The organism is Microbacterium sp. M3 (assembly GCF_033548675.1).
Classification (GTDB): domain Bacteria; phylum Actinomycetota; class Actinomycetes; order Actinomycetales; family Microbacteriaceae; genus Microbacterium; species Microbacterium arthrosphaerae.
The window spans coordinates 572,563-588,590 of record NZ_JAWTZT010000002.1 but is presented as its reverse complement, the minus strand read 5'-3'; the positions used below and the strand labels follow the sequence as shown (position 1 = coordinate 588,590).

The window sequence follows — 16,028 nt, the reverse complement described above, 5'->3', positions numbered from 1 at the left end:
CGTGGGACGGGCCGCGACCAGCCGACGCGCATTGCTGCATCTCGCGCCGGTCGCCGGCAGCGGCTGGGCGGCCGCCGCGGTCGCGATCCTCGCGCCGGACGCCGCCGCCGCGATCGCGGCGGCGCTGTGGAGCACGGCCCTGGCCGCCTGCGCGCTGCTGCTGGGGCGGCACAGGTCGTGGCGCTCCACCCACCCGCCCGTCGCCGGGTTGCGGCAGCGCACCCGCGTCCGCCGGTGGCGTCCTGGCGGCGCGGACGTGCGTCGCGTGCTGGTGGTCATCGTGCTGGCGGCGGCCGCGTCGGCCGCCGTGGCGAGTCATGTCGCGTCGGCGGAGCCCGCGCGCGAGGCGCTCCGGGAGCTCGCGGTCGGCGGGGGCAGGGCGATCGAGGTGCGCGCCGAGGTGATCGGCAAGGTCGAGCGACGCGCCGACGGCTCGCTCGCCTTCGATGCGCGCGTCTTCACCCTCAGCAGGGGCGACGAGGTGCACGCGGTGCGCGGCGAGGCCGTCGTGCGCGTCGCACCGCAGGACCTCCAAGCCGGCGACGGCCTCGATGTCGGGGCGCTGGTCGACGCCGAGGGAACAGCGACCCCGCCCCGGGCGGGGGAGCGGGCGGTCTTCGTGCTGTGGGCGTCGCGCGGTGTCGAGGTGGCGCGAGCACCCGCCGGTGCGGCCGCTGTCGCCGCGGGCCTCCGGCAGAACCTCCTCGGTGCGGTCGCGGGCCTCCCCGGCAACGGGGCAGCACTCGTGCCGGGGCTCGCCGTCGGCGACACCTCGCTCGTCACCGCAGGACTCGACGCCGCGATGAAGGAGTCCTCGCTGTCGCACCTCACCGCGGTGTCGGGCGCGAACTGCGCGCTGGTCGTCGGCATCGCCTTCACCGTGGCCGCCCTCGTCGGCGCCTCGCGCGTTCAGCGCGTGATCGCGGGCCTCACCGCGCTGGCCGGGTTCGTGCTGCTCGTCACCCCCGAGCCCAGCGTGGTCCGCGCCGCCGCGATGGCCGCCATCGCAATGCTCGCCGTGCTGCTCGGGCGGACGGGGGCGGGCATCGCGCTGCTGTCGCTCGCCGTGACGGTGCTCCTCGTGGCGGACCCCTGGCTCGCCGCGTCGCTGGGCTTCGCGCTGTCGGTCGCTGCCACCGCGTCGCTGCTGCTTGTCGCCCGGCCGCTCGCTGCCGGACTCGCGCGGGCGATGCCCCGGCCGCTCGCACTCGCCCTGGCGGTGCCCGTCGCCGCCCAGCTCGCGTGCGGGCCGCTGCTGGTGCTGATCGAACCGGCAGTGCCGCTCTACGGCGTGGTGGCCAATCTCCTCGCCGGGCCGGCGGCGCCCGTCACGACCGTGCTGGGCCTCGCCGCGTGCCTGAGCGCGCCATTGGCCTGGCTGCAGTCGGGTCTGGCCGCGCTGGCGTGGGTGCCGGCATCCTGGATCGCCGCCACCGCCACGACGTTGTCGGACCTCCCCGCCGCCCGGCTGCCGTGGTGGGAGGGACTGCCCGGCGCGGTCGCCCTGGCCGTCGTCGGCACCGCCGTGGGGTCGGTCATCGCGCTGCCACGGCGCGGACGCCGCACGCGGCGGGCTCGTGCACTCGCGGGCACCCTTGTCGCCACGGCGGCCGGCGTCGCGATCGGCGCCGCCGCGCTGACCTCGATCGCCGGCCGGTGGACACTGCCGTCGGAATGGACGGTGCTCGCGTGCGACGTCGGCCAGGGCGACGCGCTGCTGCTTCGGTCGGGCGACGCCGTCGCCCTCATCGACACCGGCCCCGAGCCGGAGCCCTTGGCGGCGTGCCTGTCGCGGACCGGCGTCGAGCACATCGACCTGCTGGTGCTCACTCACTTCGATCTCGACCACGTCGGCGGCCTGGCCGCCGTGCAAGGGCGCGTCGGCACGGTGCTGCACGGGCCCGCTGACGCGGAGGGCGCCGCGGCGATCGAGGCGCTCCGCACGCGCGGCGCCTCGCTGGTGCCGGCCGCAGCGGGCATGACGGGCGGGCTCGGGGCGGCCCGCTGGCGCGTGCTGTGGCCGCCGGCTGCCAGCCGGGCCTTCCCCGAGGGCAACGACGCGAGCGTGGTGCTCGACGTGCGCGGCGGCGGCATCCCGCCCATCCTGCTCCTCGGCGACCTCTCGGCCTCGCCGCAGCGCGCGCTGGCGGCTGCGGGCTCGCTGGCCCCGCCCTACGGCATCGTCAAGGTCGCGCATCACGGCAGCGCGGATCAGGATGCCGCGCTCTACGCCGCGCTGCAGCCGGCGATCGCCCTCGTGACCGTGGGGAGCGACAACGACTACGGGCACCCGCGTCAGGAGATCCTCGACACGCTCCAGCAGACGGGCGCCCGCGTGGCGCGGACCGATCGCGACGGCGCGATCGCGCTGTGGTGGACGTCGGAGCGGACCGTGGCGGTGTGGCGCGACCGCGGCGGCTGAGCTCGACGCTGCGCGTCGCGGGCCGAGGTCGCGCGTCGGCGGTCGTCGGTAGGCTGGGGGAATGCCATCTCCCGCGCGCCGCGCACCCGCGAAGGCGACGCGCAGCGCCATTCCCCAGCTGTCGTGGCGCGCTCCTCAGCCTGCCCCGATCGTCCTGGTCTCCGGCCCCGAAGAGGTCTGCGCGGAACGCGCGATCGCGGGTGTTCGCGACTACCTCCGCGCGGAGGATCCGACGCTGGAGGTGTCGGATCTCCGCGCCGACGACTACGCCCCCGGCTCGCTCCTCGGCGTCACGTCGCCGTCGCTCTTCGGCGAGCCCCGGCTGGTGCGCGTGAGCGGCGTCGAGAAGTGCTCCGATGCTTTCCTCACCGAAGCCCTCGCGTACCTCTCCGGTCCGCAGGACGGCGCCACCGTGGTGCTCCGGCACACCGGCGCCACTGTGCGGGGCAAGAAGCTCCTCGACGCCATCCGGGCCGGTCAGGGTGCGGGGGTCGAGGTCGCGTGCCCGGCCGTCAAGCGCGACTCCGACCGATTCGACTTCGCCGTGGGCGAATTCCAGGCGGCGAAGAAGGCGATCGCGCCGGCGGCCCTGCGCGCGCTCGTCTCGGCCTTCGCCGACGATCTCACGGAGCTGGCCGCCGCGTGCCAGCAGCTCATCGCCGACGTTCCGGGTGACATCACCGAGCAGATCGTGGAGCGCTACTACGGCGGTCGTGTCGAGACGTCCGCGTTCACGGTCGCCGACACGGCGATCGCGGGACGCTACGGCGAGGCGCTGCTCGCGCTGCGCCACGCCCTGGCATCGGGCTCCGACCCGGTCCCGCTCGTCGCGGCGGTGGCGATGAAGCTGCGCACCATGGCGCGCGTGGCAGGCAATCGCGAGTCCGCCGGCGCCCTGGCCGCCCGACTGGGCATGAAGGACTGGCAGGTCGATCGGGCGCGACGCGACCTGGTGGGCTGGAACGAAGAGAGTCTGGGTCGCGCGATCCAGGCGACGGCGAGGGCGGATGCCGAGGTCAAGGGTGGATCCCGCGACCCGGTGTTCGCACTCGAGCGCATGATCACGGTGATCGCGACGCGCGCGCCCTACGGATCCTGACACCCTCGACGTCTTTCTGTGGGAAGACGAAAGGCCCGCCCCGAAGGGGACGGGCCTTTCCGCAGCCTGCGGCGGGTCTCAGAGAGCGGAGACCTGCTTGGCGATGGACGACTTGCGGTTCGCCGCCTGGTTCTTGTGGATGACGCCCTTGCTGACGGCCTTGTCGAGCTTCTTCGTGGCCTTGCCGAGCGCCTTCTCAGCCGCGGCCTTGTCGCCGGCGGCGATGGCCTCGCGGGTGCGGCGGACGAGCGTCTTCAGCTCGCTCTTGACGGCCTTGTTGCGCTCGCGCGCCTTCTCGTTGGTCTTGTTGCGCTTGATCTGCGACTTGATGTTCGCCACGTGTCGACGTTTCTTTCGTTCGGAGGTGAATCGGATTGAGTTGCCGCTCAGCAGGAGAGGGAAGCTTCGCGACGATCGTGAGGGACGAACCCACACGCAAGCCAAACAAGGATTCTATCAGGTCCCTCTGGGAATCGCTGACGCTCCACAGGCACGCGCGCGATCGGGGCCCGATGCTGCATGATCGACGCGTGGGTGCGCGCGTCCTTCCCCCCGAGACGCGCGACCGTTGACGAAGGAGTCCGCCCGTGCCACAGCATCCGACTGTCGACCTCTCCGCCTTCCCGCCGGGCTTCCGCTGGTCGGCGGCGACCGCCGCGTTCCAGGTGGAGGGCTCGCGCACCGCTGACGGGCGCGGGCGCTCCATCTGGGACGACTTCGTCGACACCGAGGGCGCCGTCCGCGACGGAGCCACCGCAGAGCCCGGCCCCGACAGCTATCGCCGTCACCGACAGGACGTCGCGCTGCTCGCCCGGCTGGGCGTCGACCGCTACCGCTTCTCGATCTCGTGGGTGCGCGTGCAGCCGGAGCCCGGCGGCCCCGTCGCGCAAGCCGGACTGGACTACTACCGCCGGCTGGCCGACGACCTGCTCGAGGCCGGCGTCACCCCGTTCGCGACGCTCTATCACTGGGACCTGCCGAGCACGCTCGAAGCGCGGGGCGGCTGGCTCGATCGCGACACGGCGCACCGGTTCGGAGAGTACGCCGAGATCGTCGCCGACGCGCTCGGCGACCGCATCACGCACTGGTACACGATCAACGAGCCGGTCTCGACGTCGCTGCAGGGCTATGCCGTCGGCACCCTCGCCCCGGCCCGTCAGCTGCTGTTCGGGGCGCTGCCCACCGTGCACCACCAGCTGCTCGGCCACGGGCTCGCGCTCCGCGCGCTGCGCGCGTCCAGCGCGACGGAGGCGGGGATCGTCAACAATCACACGCACGTTCGCGCGGCGAGCGGATCGGATGCCGACGTCCAGGCGGCGGCCGTCTACGACCTCCTGCACAACCGGATCTTCGCCGACCCGATCCTGACGGGCGCGTACCCCGACCTCGGCGCGTTCGGGATCCCGCCCATGCCGGTCGTCGCGGGAGACCTCGAGCTCATCGGCGCCGCGGCGGACTTCTACGGCATCAACTTCTACAACCCGACGACCATCGCCGCGGCCGCCGCGGAGAGTCCCGTCCGGTTCGAGATCGTGCCGACGCCTGGAGCGCCCGTCACGGGATTCGGGACGGAGTGGCCGATCGTGCCCGCGGCTCTCACCGACCTTCTGATCGACTTCCGAGAGCGATACGGCGACCGCCTCCCGCCGCTCGTCATCGGCGAGAACGGCGCGTCGTTCCCCGAGCCCGATCGCGTGGACGACGCCGTCGCCGACGCCGAGCGCATCGCCTACCTCGCCGGCCATATCGCCGCCGTGGGCGACGCGGTGCGCGCCGGGGTCGACGTCCGCGAGTACACCGTGTGGTCGCTCCTCGACAACTTCGAGTGGGCCGAGGGCTGGACGCAGCGCTTCGGCCTCGTGCACGTCGACTTCGACACGGCCGCCCGCACGCCGAAGGCCTCCTTCGACTGGTACCGCGGGCTCATCGCCGGAGCGCGCGCGTGAGCGCCGGGCCGGCGCGGCGGGTGGGTGCCGGCTGGTTCACCGTCTTCACACTGGCCTGGCTGGCGATCTGGACGGTGCAGCTGACCCCGTTGCAGCTGCTGATCCCGCTGCAGCTGGACACACCCGACGACGCCGACGGATGGGTGTCGGGGGTCGTGTCGTCGGGCCTGGTGCTGGCGATCGGCGGCGTCGCCGGCGTGATCGCCGGACCGCTGGCCGGCGGACTGTCCGACCGCACTCGCGGGCGGGCCGGCCGACGCCGGCCGTGGGCGCTGGGGGGAGTCTGGCTGGGCACGCTGTCGCTCGCGGCGATCGCCTTCGCCTCCGGACCCTGGGGCGTCGGGGCGGCCTGGGTAGGGGTGTCGATCGGCATCGCCGTCGCGTCCGCCGCTTTCACGGCGCTCATCGCCGATCAGCTCACCACGCAGCGGGGCGCCGCGTCCGCCGCGGTCTCGTCGTCGCAGGCCCTCGGCATCGTGGTCGGCGTCGGGGTGATCGTGCTGCTCGAGCTGGGCATCGTCGTCGGCTACCTCGTGCTCGCCGGGTTCCTCGCCGTCGTCGGCACCGCGGCGGCGCTGCTGCTGCCCGATCCGCCCGCTCCGGTCGACGCGGCGGTCGCGCGCGAGGCCCGCAGCCTGAGCGACCGCTTCGCGGCGCTGCGCGACCGCGACTTCGCGTGGCTCCTCGCCGGGCGGCTCACCGTCAACGTCGGCAACGCGCTGGGCACGGGGCTGCTGCTGTTCTTCCTGCTCTACGGGCTCCAGCGGGATCCGGCGTCCGCCGAGGACGAGCTGCTGCTGCTCATCCTGGTCTACACGCTGTTCGTGGTCGTGGCCTCGATCGTCTCGGGCCGCCTGTCGGACCGCACCGGCCGGCGCATCCCCTTCGTGGTCTGGGCGGCCGTGCTGCAGGGCATCGCCTCGATCATCCTCGTGGTCGCACCCTCATTCGCGTCGACGGTGATCGCAGCGGCGCTGCTAGGCGTGGGCTACGGCGCGTACATGTCGGTGGGTCTCGCCCTCGGCACCGACCTGCTGCCGCGCCCCGAGGACCATGCCCGCGATCTCGGCTTCGTCAACGTGTCGGCGAACCTGGGTCAGCTCATCGGCCCGCTCCTCGGAGCCGGCCTGGTCGCCCTGGTCGGCGGGTTCTGGCTGCTCTTCCTCGTCGGCGGCGTCCTCTCGGTCGCCGGAGGACTCATGACGTACGCGATCCGCGCAGGGGAGCGGGCGAGGTCAGCCGTCTGAGGCTTCGAGGGTCGTCAGCGCCACCTCGAGCACCGCGTTGAAGACCCGGGGCCGCATCACGGTGACATGGTGCGTCGTACGCGGCACGACGATGAGCTCGGCGTGCCGCGCGACGCGCGTGAACAGCCGCTCGTTCACGCGCAGCTGGTCGTACTGGCCGTTCACGAACCACAGCGGCACCTCGATGCGGTGCAGGGCCGCCAGCAGGTCGAGCACCGAGAGGCTGCGCAGGGCCACGTCCTGTGCGTCCAGTGCGTAGCCGCCGGCGCCGAAGTCGGCGCGCGTCTCGTCGGGGAGGATGCGGTCGAGCATCCGGTCGGTGAGCCACATGCCGCGGTCCGGCAGCGAGTCGAAGCCGCGGGCGAGCAGGCGGTACGTGCGCAGGCCGACACCGCGCGGGATCGCCGTGCACGACGCCGCGATGAAGCCCGCGACGGGCGGCGGCGTCACGGCGCCCGCGTACTCGATGCACAGCAGTCCGCCCATCGAGTGCCCCGACAACAGCACCGGTCCGCGCTCGGCCGCGGACCGCACCGCGTCGTCGATCGTCGCGAAGGCGCCGTCGAGCGTGAACTCCTCCCGCATGCGTGAGCCGTGGCCGGGCAGGTCGACCGCGGTCACCGCCGTGCCGCGGGCCTCGAGATAGGCCACCTGCGACCGCCACATCGTCGCGGACGTGCGGATGCCGTGGACGAGCACGACCTGGATCCCCATGCTCGACAGGCTAGCCGTGGGGTCGTCCTAGCATGGGCGGCATGCCCGAGATCGCCCCGCACGTCACCCGGATGCCCGGCTCCGGCGTCCGCCACATCCTGGAGCGCGCGCTGCGGCGGCCCGGCACGATCATCCTGGCTGTGGGCGAGCCGGGCGAGCTGACGGGGGAGCCTGTGCGTGAAGCCGCAGCGCTGTCGTGGCGGGCGGGTGAGATCCGCTACACGCCGAACGGCGGCATCCGCGAGCTGCGCGACGCGATCCGTGCGAAGCTCGCGCGGGAGAACGACCTCGACGTCGATCAGGAACAGGTCTGGGTCACGGTCGGCGCCACGCAGGCCCTCCACCTGGCGATGGCGCTGACGCTCTCGCACGGCGACGAGGTCCTCGTACCCGACCCGGGCTATACGACGTTCACGATGAACGCGCACCTGCTGCAGGCGGTGCCGGTGCCGTACCCGCTGCGCCCCGAGCGGGGGTTCCAGCCCGACCTCGACGAGCTCGAAGCCCTCGTGACGCCGCGCACCCGCGTTCTGATCGTGAACACGCCGTCCAATCCGCTCGGCTCGACGTTCGATCGCGCCACCCTCCAGGCGCTGCTGGCGCTCGCCCGCCGGCACGATCTCTGGGTCATCAGCGACGAGGTCTACGAGCGGTTCACCTGGGGGCACCCGCACGTCAGCCCGGCGACGCTCGACCCCGACGGACGCGTGCTCTCGGTCTTCTCGATGTCGAAGACGTACGCGATGACGGGCGCCCGCGTGGGCTGGCTGGTCACGCCGCCGGGGTGGCGCCAGACCATGCTGAAGGTCCAGGAGTCCGTCGTGAGCTGCCTGAACGAGCCGTCCCAGCGCGCTGCGGTCGCGGCGCTCACCGGTGACCAGATCGCCGTGGCCCGGAGCGCGGCGCACTACCGCGGGAACCTGGCGGCCGCGACGACCCTCCTCGACGAACGCGGGCTGCACTATCTCGCCCCGACGGGCGCGTTCTACCTGTGGATCGACGTCTCGCACCTCTCCGGGGGCGACGTCGTCGCCTGGTGCGAGCAGTTCCTCGACGAGCAGGGCGTCGCGGTGGCGCCCGGAAGCGCCTTCGGCGCGTCCGGCGAGGGGTGGATCCGCGTGTGCGTCGCCAGCGACAGGACCGAGCTCCTGGAGGGACTGCGGCGCATCCCGGCACCTGTGTGAGCGCCGCTCCCGCCGCCGCGGCACCGCGTGCGCAGAGCGCACGGGACGAGGACCCGCAGGGACGAGGCATCCGTCACCCGTACAATCGTCTGGACATGTCACCGCGCGCCCTGAAGCCTCTCGAGCCGTCTGCGACCCCTCCTGAGCTGATCCGCAACTTCTGCATCATCGCCCACATCGACCACGGCAAGTCGACGCTGGCCGACCGCATGCTGCAGATCACCGGCGTGGTCGCCGACCGCGACATGCGCGCGCAGTACCTCGACCGCATGGACATCGAGCGCGAGCGCGGCATCACGATCAAGTCGCAGGCCGTCCGCATGCCGTGGGCCGGCGCCGACCAGACGTTCGCGCTGAACATGATCGACACACCCGGTCATGTCGACTTCACCTACGAGGTCTCGCGCTCGCTGGCGGCGTGCGAGGGCGCGATCCTGCTGGTCGACGCCGCGCAGGGGATCGAGGCGCAGACGCTCGCGAACCTCTATCTCGCACTCGAGAACGACCTGCACATCATCCCGGTCCTCAACAAGATCGACCTCCCCGCTGCCGACCCGGAGAAGTACGCGGCCGAGCTCGCCGGCCTCATCGGCGGCTCGCCCGACGACGTCCTGCGCGTCAGCGGCAAGACGGGCATGGGCGTCGAGACGCTGCTGGACCGCATCGTCGAGCAGATCCCGGCTCCGAAGGGGAACGCGGATGCCCCGGCCCGCGCGATGATCTTCGACTCGGTGTACGACTCGTACCGGGGTGTGGTGACCTACGTCCGGATGGTCGACGGCAAGCTCGAGCCGCGCGAGCGCATCCAGATGATGTCCACGAAGGCGACGCACGATCTCCTCGAGATCGGCGTGTCGAGCCCCGAGCCCGTCCCGACGAAGGGACTCGGGGTCGGCGAGGTCGGCTACCTCATCACCGGCGTGAAGGACGTCCGCCAGTCCAAGGTGGGCGACACCGTCACCAACCAGCGCAAGCCGGCGACCGAGGCACTCGCGGGGTACACCGACCCGAAGCCGATGGTGTTCTCGGGCATCTACCCGATCGACCAGAGCGACTACGCCGACCTGCGCGAGGCGCTGGACAAGCTGAAGCTGTCGGACGCATCGCTGCAGTACGAGCCCGAGACCTCGGTGGCACTCGGCTTCGGCTTCCGCTGCGGCTTCCTGGGCCTCCTGCACCTCGAGATCGTCACAGAGCGGCTCTCGCGCGAGTTCGATCTCGACCTCATCACCACCGCGCCCTCGGTGACGTACGAAGTCACCACCGACACCGGGGAGACGGTCGTGGTGACCAACCCGAGCGAGTACCCGGACGGCCGCGTCGCGGAGGTCTCCGAGCCGGTGGTGAAGGTCGGCATCCTCCTGCCGAAGGACTACGTCGGAACCGTCATGGAACTGTGCCAGTCCCGTCGCGGCTCGCTCCTCGGGATGGACTACCTCAGCGAGGATCGCGTGGAGCTGCGCTACCACATGCCCCTCGGCGAGATCGTGTTCGACTTCTTCGACCAGCTGAAGTCGAAGACGCAGGGCTACGCGAGCCTCGACTACGAGCCCGCCGGCTCGCAGACCGCCGACCTCGTGAAGGTCGACATCCTTCTGCAGGGCGACAAGGTCGACGCATTCAGCTCGATCGTGCACCGCGAGAAGGCCTACGCCTACGGCACGATGATGACCGAGCGCCTTCGCAAGCTCATCCCGCGTCAGCAGTTCGAGGTGCCAATCCAGGCCGCCATCGGCGCCCGGATCATCGCGCGTGAGAACATCCGCGCCATGCGCAAGGACGTGCTGGCGAAGTGCTACGGCGGCGACATCTCCCGCAAGCGCAAGCTCCTCGAGAAGCAGAAAGAGGGCAAGAAGCGCATGAAGATGGTCGGTCGCGTCGAGGTCCCCCAGGAGGCGTTCATCGCCGCGCTCTCGGGAGACGTCGAGGGTCCTGCCAAGAAGTGATGCGGCTCGCGAAGTAGGCTGGAATCCATGCGTCGAGGAACCTTCCGTGACGACACCGTCGACTATGCCGCCGTCGGGGCGACCCAGGCGCCGGATCTGATGCAGTATCCGCCGGAGCGCAGCATCCCGGCGGAGCAGTCGTGGCGCATCGGCAGCGGTGAAGCGCGCTTCCAGGCGGCCGGCGAGGCCCTGCTGTCATGGACCGCGCAGCGCGGCGCCGGGCTGGAGGTCACCGACGTGCGGCCGGCGTCGGGTCCGATGTACTCGGGGGTGAGCTTCGACGCCGAGGGCAACCCGGTCGCACCCAGCCGCACCGAGGCCGAGCAGCGCTTCGACGCCGACGGCACGCCGTACGTCGGCCCCGGAACGACGATCCGCGTGGACGGGCGGGTCAAGGGCCTCCGCGCCGACGCCGAGCTGCGGGTGATCTTCGCGATCGAAGAGCCCCGCCGAGTGGGCTTCGCGCTCGGTACCGTGGGCGACTCGGTCGTGAGCGGCGAGGAGTCGTTCATGCTCGACTGGTACGACAACGACGAGGTCTGGTTCACGGTGCGCGCATTCGACGCCCCTCGCGCGGTGCTGTACCGCGTGCTGCCGGGACTCACCAAGCGCCGGCGGCGCGAGCTGTTCACCCGCTACCTGCGGGCCATCTCGCCGCTGTACACGACGCCCGCGTGAGGTGCTGATGGGATCGGCTCTTCCCCTCGGCGAGCCCGTTCCCGCGGACGGCTCGCTGCCCACCGGAACGGTGATCGATCCGGCGACCGACTTCGGGGTGTACCTCCACGTGCCGTTCTGCCGGGTGCGGTGCGGCTACTGCGACTTCAACACCTACACCTCGTCCGAGCTGCGGGGCGCGCGGCAGGACCAGTACGCCGACACGCTCGTGCAGGAGGTCCGGCTCGCGGCGGGCGTGCTCGCGCGCGCGGGGGGCAACCGGCCGGCGAAGACCGTGTTCTTCGGCGGCGGCACTCCGACGCTCCTGCCGCCCGGCGATCTCGGCCGCATGCTCGACGGGGTCCGCGAGACGTTCGGAGTCAGCGAGGGCGCCGAGATCACGGTCGAGGCCAACCCCGACACTGTGACGCCCGCCGTCGCGGCCGAGCTCGCGGCATCCGGTGTCACCCGGCTGTCCATCGGCATGCAGTCGGCCGTCCCGCACGTGCTCGCCGCCCTCGACCGCACCCACGATCCCGACAATGTCCGCACCGCCGTCGCGGCGGCACGCGCCGCCGGACTCGACGTCAGCGTCGACCTCATCTACGGCGCGCCCGGCGAATCGCTCTCGGACTGGCGCGCGTCGCTCGATGCGGCCTTGGAACTGGACTCCGACCACGTCTCGGCCTACGCGCTCATCATCGAGGACGGCACGAAGCTCGCGCGCCAGATCCGCCGGGGCGAGGTCGCCGCGCCCGACGACGACCTGCAGGCCGACATGTACGAGCTCGCCGACGAGCTCCTCGCCGCCGCGGGCTTCGAGTGGTACGAGGTCTCGAACTGGTCTCGAGGAGAGATGCACCGCTCCCGCCACAACCTCGCGTACTGGACGGGGACCGACTGGTGGGGCTTCGGGCCGGGTGCCCACAGTCACGTCGGCGGTGTGCGCTTCTGGAACGTCAAGCACCCCGCCGCGTACGCACAGCGGCTCGCGAGCGGCGAGTCGCCGGCTGCCGGACGGGAGATCCCGGATGCCGCGGCCCGGGCGCTCGAGAGCGTGCTGCTGCGTTCGCGCATCCGCGAGGGCCTGCCGATCGCCGAACTGCACCCCGACGGCCGCCGCGCGGTGGCGGCGCTCATCGCCGACGGGCTGATCGACGGTCCCGCGGCCGTGCGCGGCCGGGTCGTCCTCACGCTGCGGGGCCGGCTGCTGGCCGACGCCGTGGTCCGCGCCCTCACCGACTGAGCGCCGGCGGCTGCGGCCGCGGCCTGCCGCGACACGGCGAGCCGCGTGGCCGTTCGGCGATCCTGACGGAGCCATCGGATAGAATTGGCACTCCAGTCATGCGAGTGCCAGACGGCGCCAGATGCCACGCAGCGTGAGGAGGCGGGATGGTCAGCGAGCGGGGACTGCAGGTGCTGCGGGCGATCGTCCAGGATTACGTCGACACGCGTGAGCCGGTCGGCAGCAAGGCGATCGTCGAGCGGCACGCGTTCGGCGTTTCTGCGGCGACGATCCGCAACGACATGGCGCTCCTGGAGGACGAGGAGCTCATCGCCGCGCCGCACACCTCCTCGGGGCGCATCCCCACCGACAAGGGCTACCGGGTCTTCGTCGATCACCTCGCCGAGCTGCGCCCGCTGTCGCCGGCTCAGCGCGCGGCGATCGCGTCGTTCCTGGAGGGCCCGGGAGATCTCGACGACGTGCTGGTGCGCACCGTCCGGGCACTGACCCAGCTCACCGGCCAGGTCGCCATCGTCCAGTACCCCTCGTTCGCGCGCGCGACGGTCACGCACGTCGAGCTCGTGCAGCTCGGCGGCGGGCGGATGCTCGTGATCGTCGTCACCGACACCGGGCGCGTGTCGCAGCGCTTGACGTTCGTGGGCGAGGAATTCGACGACGCCGACCTCGCACGCATCCGCGCCGAGCTCGGCACCGTCCTCGTCGGCCGACCGGTGCGAGAGGGGCTGCAGCGCATCGCCGACCGGCTCGACGCACCCGCCGCCCAGACCCCCGCGCCCGCCCACGAGCGCGCCACCGATGAGATCGTCCGTGCCGTTGCCGAGGAGCTGGAGGAGTTCCGCCAGGACAAGCTGGTCATGGCCGGCAGCGCGAACCTCGCGCGTCGCGAGGCGGACTTCCGCGGAAGCATCTACCCGCTCCTCGAGGCGATCGAGGAGCAGGTCACGCTGCTGCGGCTGATGGGCGAGATGGTCGCTGACGAGCAGGGGCTCTCGGCCAGCATCGGCCGGGAGAACGACGCGTTCGGACTCGGTGAAGCCTCGGTCGTGGCGAGCGACTACGACGGCACCGGATCACTGGCCCGCGTCGGCGTGCTCGGTCCGACCCGCATGGACTACCCCACGAACCTCGCGGCGGTGCGAGCCGTCGCGCGTTATCTCACGCGCATGCTCGAGCAGGACGACAGCTCCCGCTGAGCGGACGCGCATCTACGATCCCGCGGCCCGCCGCGGCAGGAAGGCGAAAGTGGCTGACCATTACGAGGTCCTCGGCGTCGCACGCGACGCCACCCCCGACGAGATCAAGAAGGCGTACCGGCGCCTGGCCCGGCAGCTGCACCCGGACGTCAACCCGGGTGAGGACGCCTCCGAGCGGTTCAAGCTCGTGACGCACGCGTACGACGTGCTGAGCGATCCCGAGCAGCGCGCCCGCTACGACATGGGCGGCGGCGAGTCGCCGTTCGGCGGGGCCGGCGGCTTCGGCGGCTTCAACGACATCTTCGAGACGTTCTTCGGCGCAGCCGGCGGTTCGCGCGGTGGACGGCCCCGCTCGCGGCGCGAGCGGGGTCAGGACGCCCTCGTCCGCGTGACGCTCGAGCTCGGCGACGTCGTGTTCGGCACGCACCGCGACATCGACGTCGACACGGCGGTGCTGTGCGAGACCTGTCAGGGGTCTTGCTGTCAGCCCGGCACCGGCCCGGTGACGTGCGAGATCTGTCACGGCACCGGCAACGTCCAGCGCCAGGTCCGCAGCCTGCTCGGCAACGTCGTCACGTCGCAGCCCTGCAACGTCTGCCAGGGCTACGGCACCACGATCCCGTACCCGTGCGCGACGTGCCAGGGTCAGGGCCGCGTCCGCGCCCGGCGGACGGTGTCGCTCGACATCCCCGCCGGCGTCGAGACCGGCCTGCGCCTGCAGCTGCCCGGCTCCGGCGAGGTGGGCCCGGCCGGCGGCCCCAACGGCGACCTGTACATCGAGGTCACGGTGTCGCCCCACGAGGTGTTCAGCCGCGAAGGCGACGACCTTCTGGCGACCCTCGAGGTCTCGATGCCCGACGCGATCCTCGGTGCGACGACCACGATCGAGTCGCTCGACGGTCCCGTCGAGCTCGAGGTGCGCCCGGGCGTGCAGGCCGGTGACGTGCTCACGATCAAGGGCCGCGGCATCACGCCCCTCCGCGGCTCGCAGCGCGGCGACCTGCGCGTCGGCGTGCACGTCGTCACGCCGACGCGCCTGGATCACAAGCAGCGCGCCCTCATCGAGGAGTTCGCGAAGCGCACGAAGGCGCCGGCGCCCCGGCTGGCGGAATTCCACCAGGGCCTGTTCGCGAAGCTCCGCGACCGGTTCCGGAACGGCTGACCCGTGCCGCTGCACTTCCTCCTCGAAGAACCCGTCCACGCGATCGAGGGCGACGCCGTCACCCTGACGGGCGCCGAGGCCCACCACGCCGCGACCGTGCGCCGGGTGCGCGTGGGGGAGGAAGTCACCGTCGGCGACGGTGCGGGCGCCTGGCTCACCGGCGAGGTGGAGTCGGTGGCGCCGCGCGAGGTCGTCGTGCGCATCCGGGAGCGGACGGATGCCCCGCCTCCCGCGCCCCGGATCGTTCTGGTGCAGGCGCTCGCCAAGGGTGATCGCGACGAGCTGGCCGTCCAGACCGCGACCGAGCTGGGTGTCGACGAGATCGTCCCCTGGCAGTCGGCACGCAGCGTGTCGCGGTGGGACGCGGCCAAAGCCGCCAAGGGGCGGGCGCGATGGGCGTCGATCGCACGGGAGGCTGCGAAGCAGGCGCACCGCGCCTTCCTCCCCGAGGTGGCCGAGCTCACCACGACGGCCGGCCTGGTGCGCCGGGCTGCGGCATCCGTCGTCCTCGTCCTGGAGCCGGCGGCGAGCGAGCCGCTGAGCGCCCTGACGCTGGACCCGGCCGATCCGCGGGACATCGTGCTCGTCGTCGGTCCCGAGGGCGGCATCGCGCCCGAGGAGCTGGCTCTGCTCGGCGAGGCGGGCGCACGGCAGGTACGGCTCGGCGACACCGTGCTGCGCACGTCGACCGCCGGCCCCGCCGCTCTGGCCGTGGTCAGCACGGCACTCGGGCGGTGGTGACGGGAATCCCGTCCGCGGCGACCGACCCCGCGCGCGTCGCGAGTGCCGGGCCCGGCGCACGGACCCGTCGGTAGACTTGCCCGCATGAGCGAACCCTCGATCTTCACGCGTATCCGCAACGGGGAGATCCCGTCCGAGATCCTCGCGGAGACCGAGAACGCGTTCGCGATCCGCGACATCGCGCCGCAGGCGCCGGTGCACCTCCTCGTGATCCCGAAGACCGAGGAGTACCGCAACGTCGTGGAGCTGGCGGCCGGCGACCCGGAGCTCATGGCAGAGCTCGTGGGCCTCGCCAACACGCTGGCCGCCGAGCACGGCGACGGCGATTTCCGTCTCGTGTTCAACACCGGCCCGAACGCGGGTCAGACCGTCTTCCACGTGCACGCCCATGTGCTCGCGGGAGGCCTCGAAGAGAAGAGTGTGGGTGCCTGATCAACCTGCCGACGAGACCGTCGGCGAGCAGGGCCGGAG

General features: G+C 72.2%; 14 protein-coding genes. 12 read left to right on the top strand and 2 right to left on the bottom strand.

Annotation, left to right across the window (positions count from 1 at the left end; all coding sequences use genetic code 11):
- Position 1 precedes the first annotated feature (1 nt).
- Positions 2-2,422: a ComEC/Rec2 family competence protein gene (locus tag R8Z57_RS08070; RefSeq protein WP_318353244.1), complete on the top strand. Its 2,421-nt coding sequence runs from the start codon at positions 2-4 to the stop codon at positions 2,420-2,422.
- Positions 2,423-2,483: 61 nt separating this feature from the next.
- Positions 2,484-3,521, top strand: a complete 1,038-nt coding sequence (gene holA / locus R8Z57_RS08065; RefSeq protein WP_318353243.1) for a DNA polymerase III subunit delta — start codon at positions 2,484-2,486, stop codon at positions 3,519-3,521.
- A 78-nt stretch (positions 3,522-3,599) separates the two neighbouring features.
- On the opposite strand, the gene rpsT is transcribed toward holA, so the two are convergent.
- The gene (rpsT, locus tag R8Z57_RS08060) at positions 3,600-3,860 is read right to left on the bottom strand and encodes a 30S ribosomal protein S20 (protein WP_318353242.1); all 261 of its coding nucleotides are present in this window, start codon (positions 3,858-3,860) and stop codon (positions 3,600-3,602) included.
- 248 nt (positions 3,861-4,108) lie between these two features.
- Between rpsT and R8Z57_RS08055 the strand changes: the two genes are divergently transcribed.
- Both R8Z57_RS08055 and R8Z57_RS08050 read left to right on the top strand, forming a co-directional pair.
- Positions 4,109-5,467 carry a GH1 family beta-glucosidase gene (locus R8Z57_RS08055; RefSeq protein WP_318353241.1) on the top strand — a complete coding sequence of 453 codons (1,359 nt, stop codon included), beginning with the start codon at positions 4,109-4,111 and terminating at the stop codon, positions 5,465-5,467.
- Positions 5,464-6,714: an MFS transporter gene (locus R8Z57_RS08050; protein WP_318353240.1), complete on the top strand. Its 1,251-nt coding sequence runs from the start codon at positions 5,464-5,466 to the stop codon at positions 6,712-6,714. The genes R8Z57_RS08055 and R8Z57_RS08050 overlap by 4 nt, the downstream gene beginning before the upstream one ends.
- On the opposite strand, the gene R8Z57_RS08045 is transcribed toward R8Z57_RS08050, so the two are convergent.
- Complete coding sequence (locus R8Z57_RS08045) at positions 6,703-7,428, bottom strand: alpha/beta hydrolase (protein ID WP_318353239.1); 726 nt, start codon at positions 7,426-7,428, stop codon at positions 6,703-6,705. The genes R8Z57_RS08050 and R8Z57_RS08045 overlap by 12 nt on opposite strands.
- A 41-nt stretch (positions 7,429-7,469) precedes the next feature.
- Between R8Z57_RS08045 and R8Z57_RS08040 the strand changes: the two genes are divergently transcribed.
- From R8Z57_RS08040 to R8Z57_RS08005, 8 genes are all read left to right on the top strand, one after another.
- Positions 7,470-8,612, top strand: a complete 1,143-nt coding sequence (locus R8Z57_RS08040) for a pyridoxal phosphate-dependent aminotransferase (RefSeq protein WP_318353238.1) — start codon at positions 7,470-7,472, stop codon at positions 8,610-8,612.
- Positions 8,613-8,707: 95 nt separating this feature from the next.
- Positions 8,708-10,558 carry a translation elongation factor 4 gene (lepA, locus tag R8Z57_RS08035; protein WP_318353237.1) on the top strand — a complete coding sequence of 617 codons (1,851 nt, stop codon included), beginning with the start codon at positions 8,708-8,710 and terminating at the stop codon, positions 10,556-10,558.
- A 27-nt stretch (positions 10,559-10,585) separates the two neighbouring features.
- Positions 10,586-11,236 carry a DUF1990 family protein gene (locus R8Z57_RS08030; protein WP_318353236.1) on the top strand — a complete coding sequence of 217 codons (651 nt, stop codon included), beginning with the start codon at positions 10,586-10,588 and terminating at the stop codon, positions 11,234-11,236.
- A 7-nt stretch (positions 11,237-11,243) separates the two neighbouring features.
- The gene (gene hemW, locus R8Z57_RS08025; RefSeq protein ID WP_318353235.1) at positions 11,244-12,461 is read left to right on the top strand and encodes a radical SAM family heme chaperone HemW; all 1,218 of its coding nucleotides are present in this window, start codon (positions 11,244-11,246) and stop codon (positions 12,459-12,461) included.
- Between the two features lie 146 nt (positions 12,462-12,607).
- Positions 12,608-13,654, top strand: coding sequence for a heat-inducible transcriptional repressor HrcA (hrcA, locus tag R8Z57_RS08020; protein ID WP_318353234.1), 1,047 nt, complete (start codon positions 12,608-12,610; stop codon positions 13,652-13,654).
- Between the two features lie 49 nt (positions 13,655-13,703).
- Positions 13,704-14,816 carry a molecular chaperone DnaJ gene (gene dnaJ / locus R8Z57_RS08015; RefSeq protein ID WP_318353233.1) on the top strand — a complete coding sequence of 371 codons (1,113 nt, stop codon included), beginning with the start codon at positions 13,704-13,706 and terminating at the stop codon, positions 14,814-14,816.
- 3 nt (positions 14,817-14,819) lie between these two features.
- Positions 14,820-15,557 (top strand): 16S rRNA (uracil(1498)-N(3))-methyltransferase, encoded by a 738-nt coding sequence (locus R8Z57_RS08010; protein ID WP_318353232.1) that lies wholly within the window; start codon positions 14,820-14,822, stop codon positions 15,555-15,557.
- An 84-nt stretch (positions 15,558-15,641) separates the two neighbouring features.
- Positions 15,642-15,989 carry an HIT domain-containing protein gene (locus R8Z57_RS08005; RefSeq protein ID WP_318353231.1) on the top strand — a complete coding sequence of 116 codons (348 nt, stop codon included), beginning with the start codon at positions 15,642-15,644 and terminating at the stop codon, positions 15,987-15,989.
- Positions 15,990-16,028: the final 39 nt, after the last annotated feature.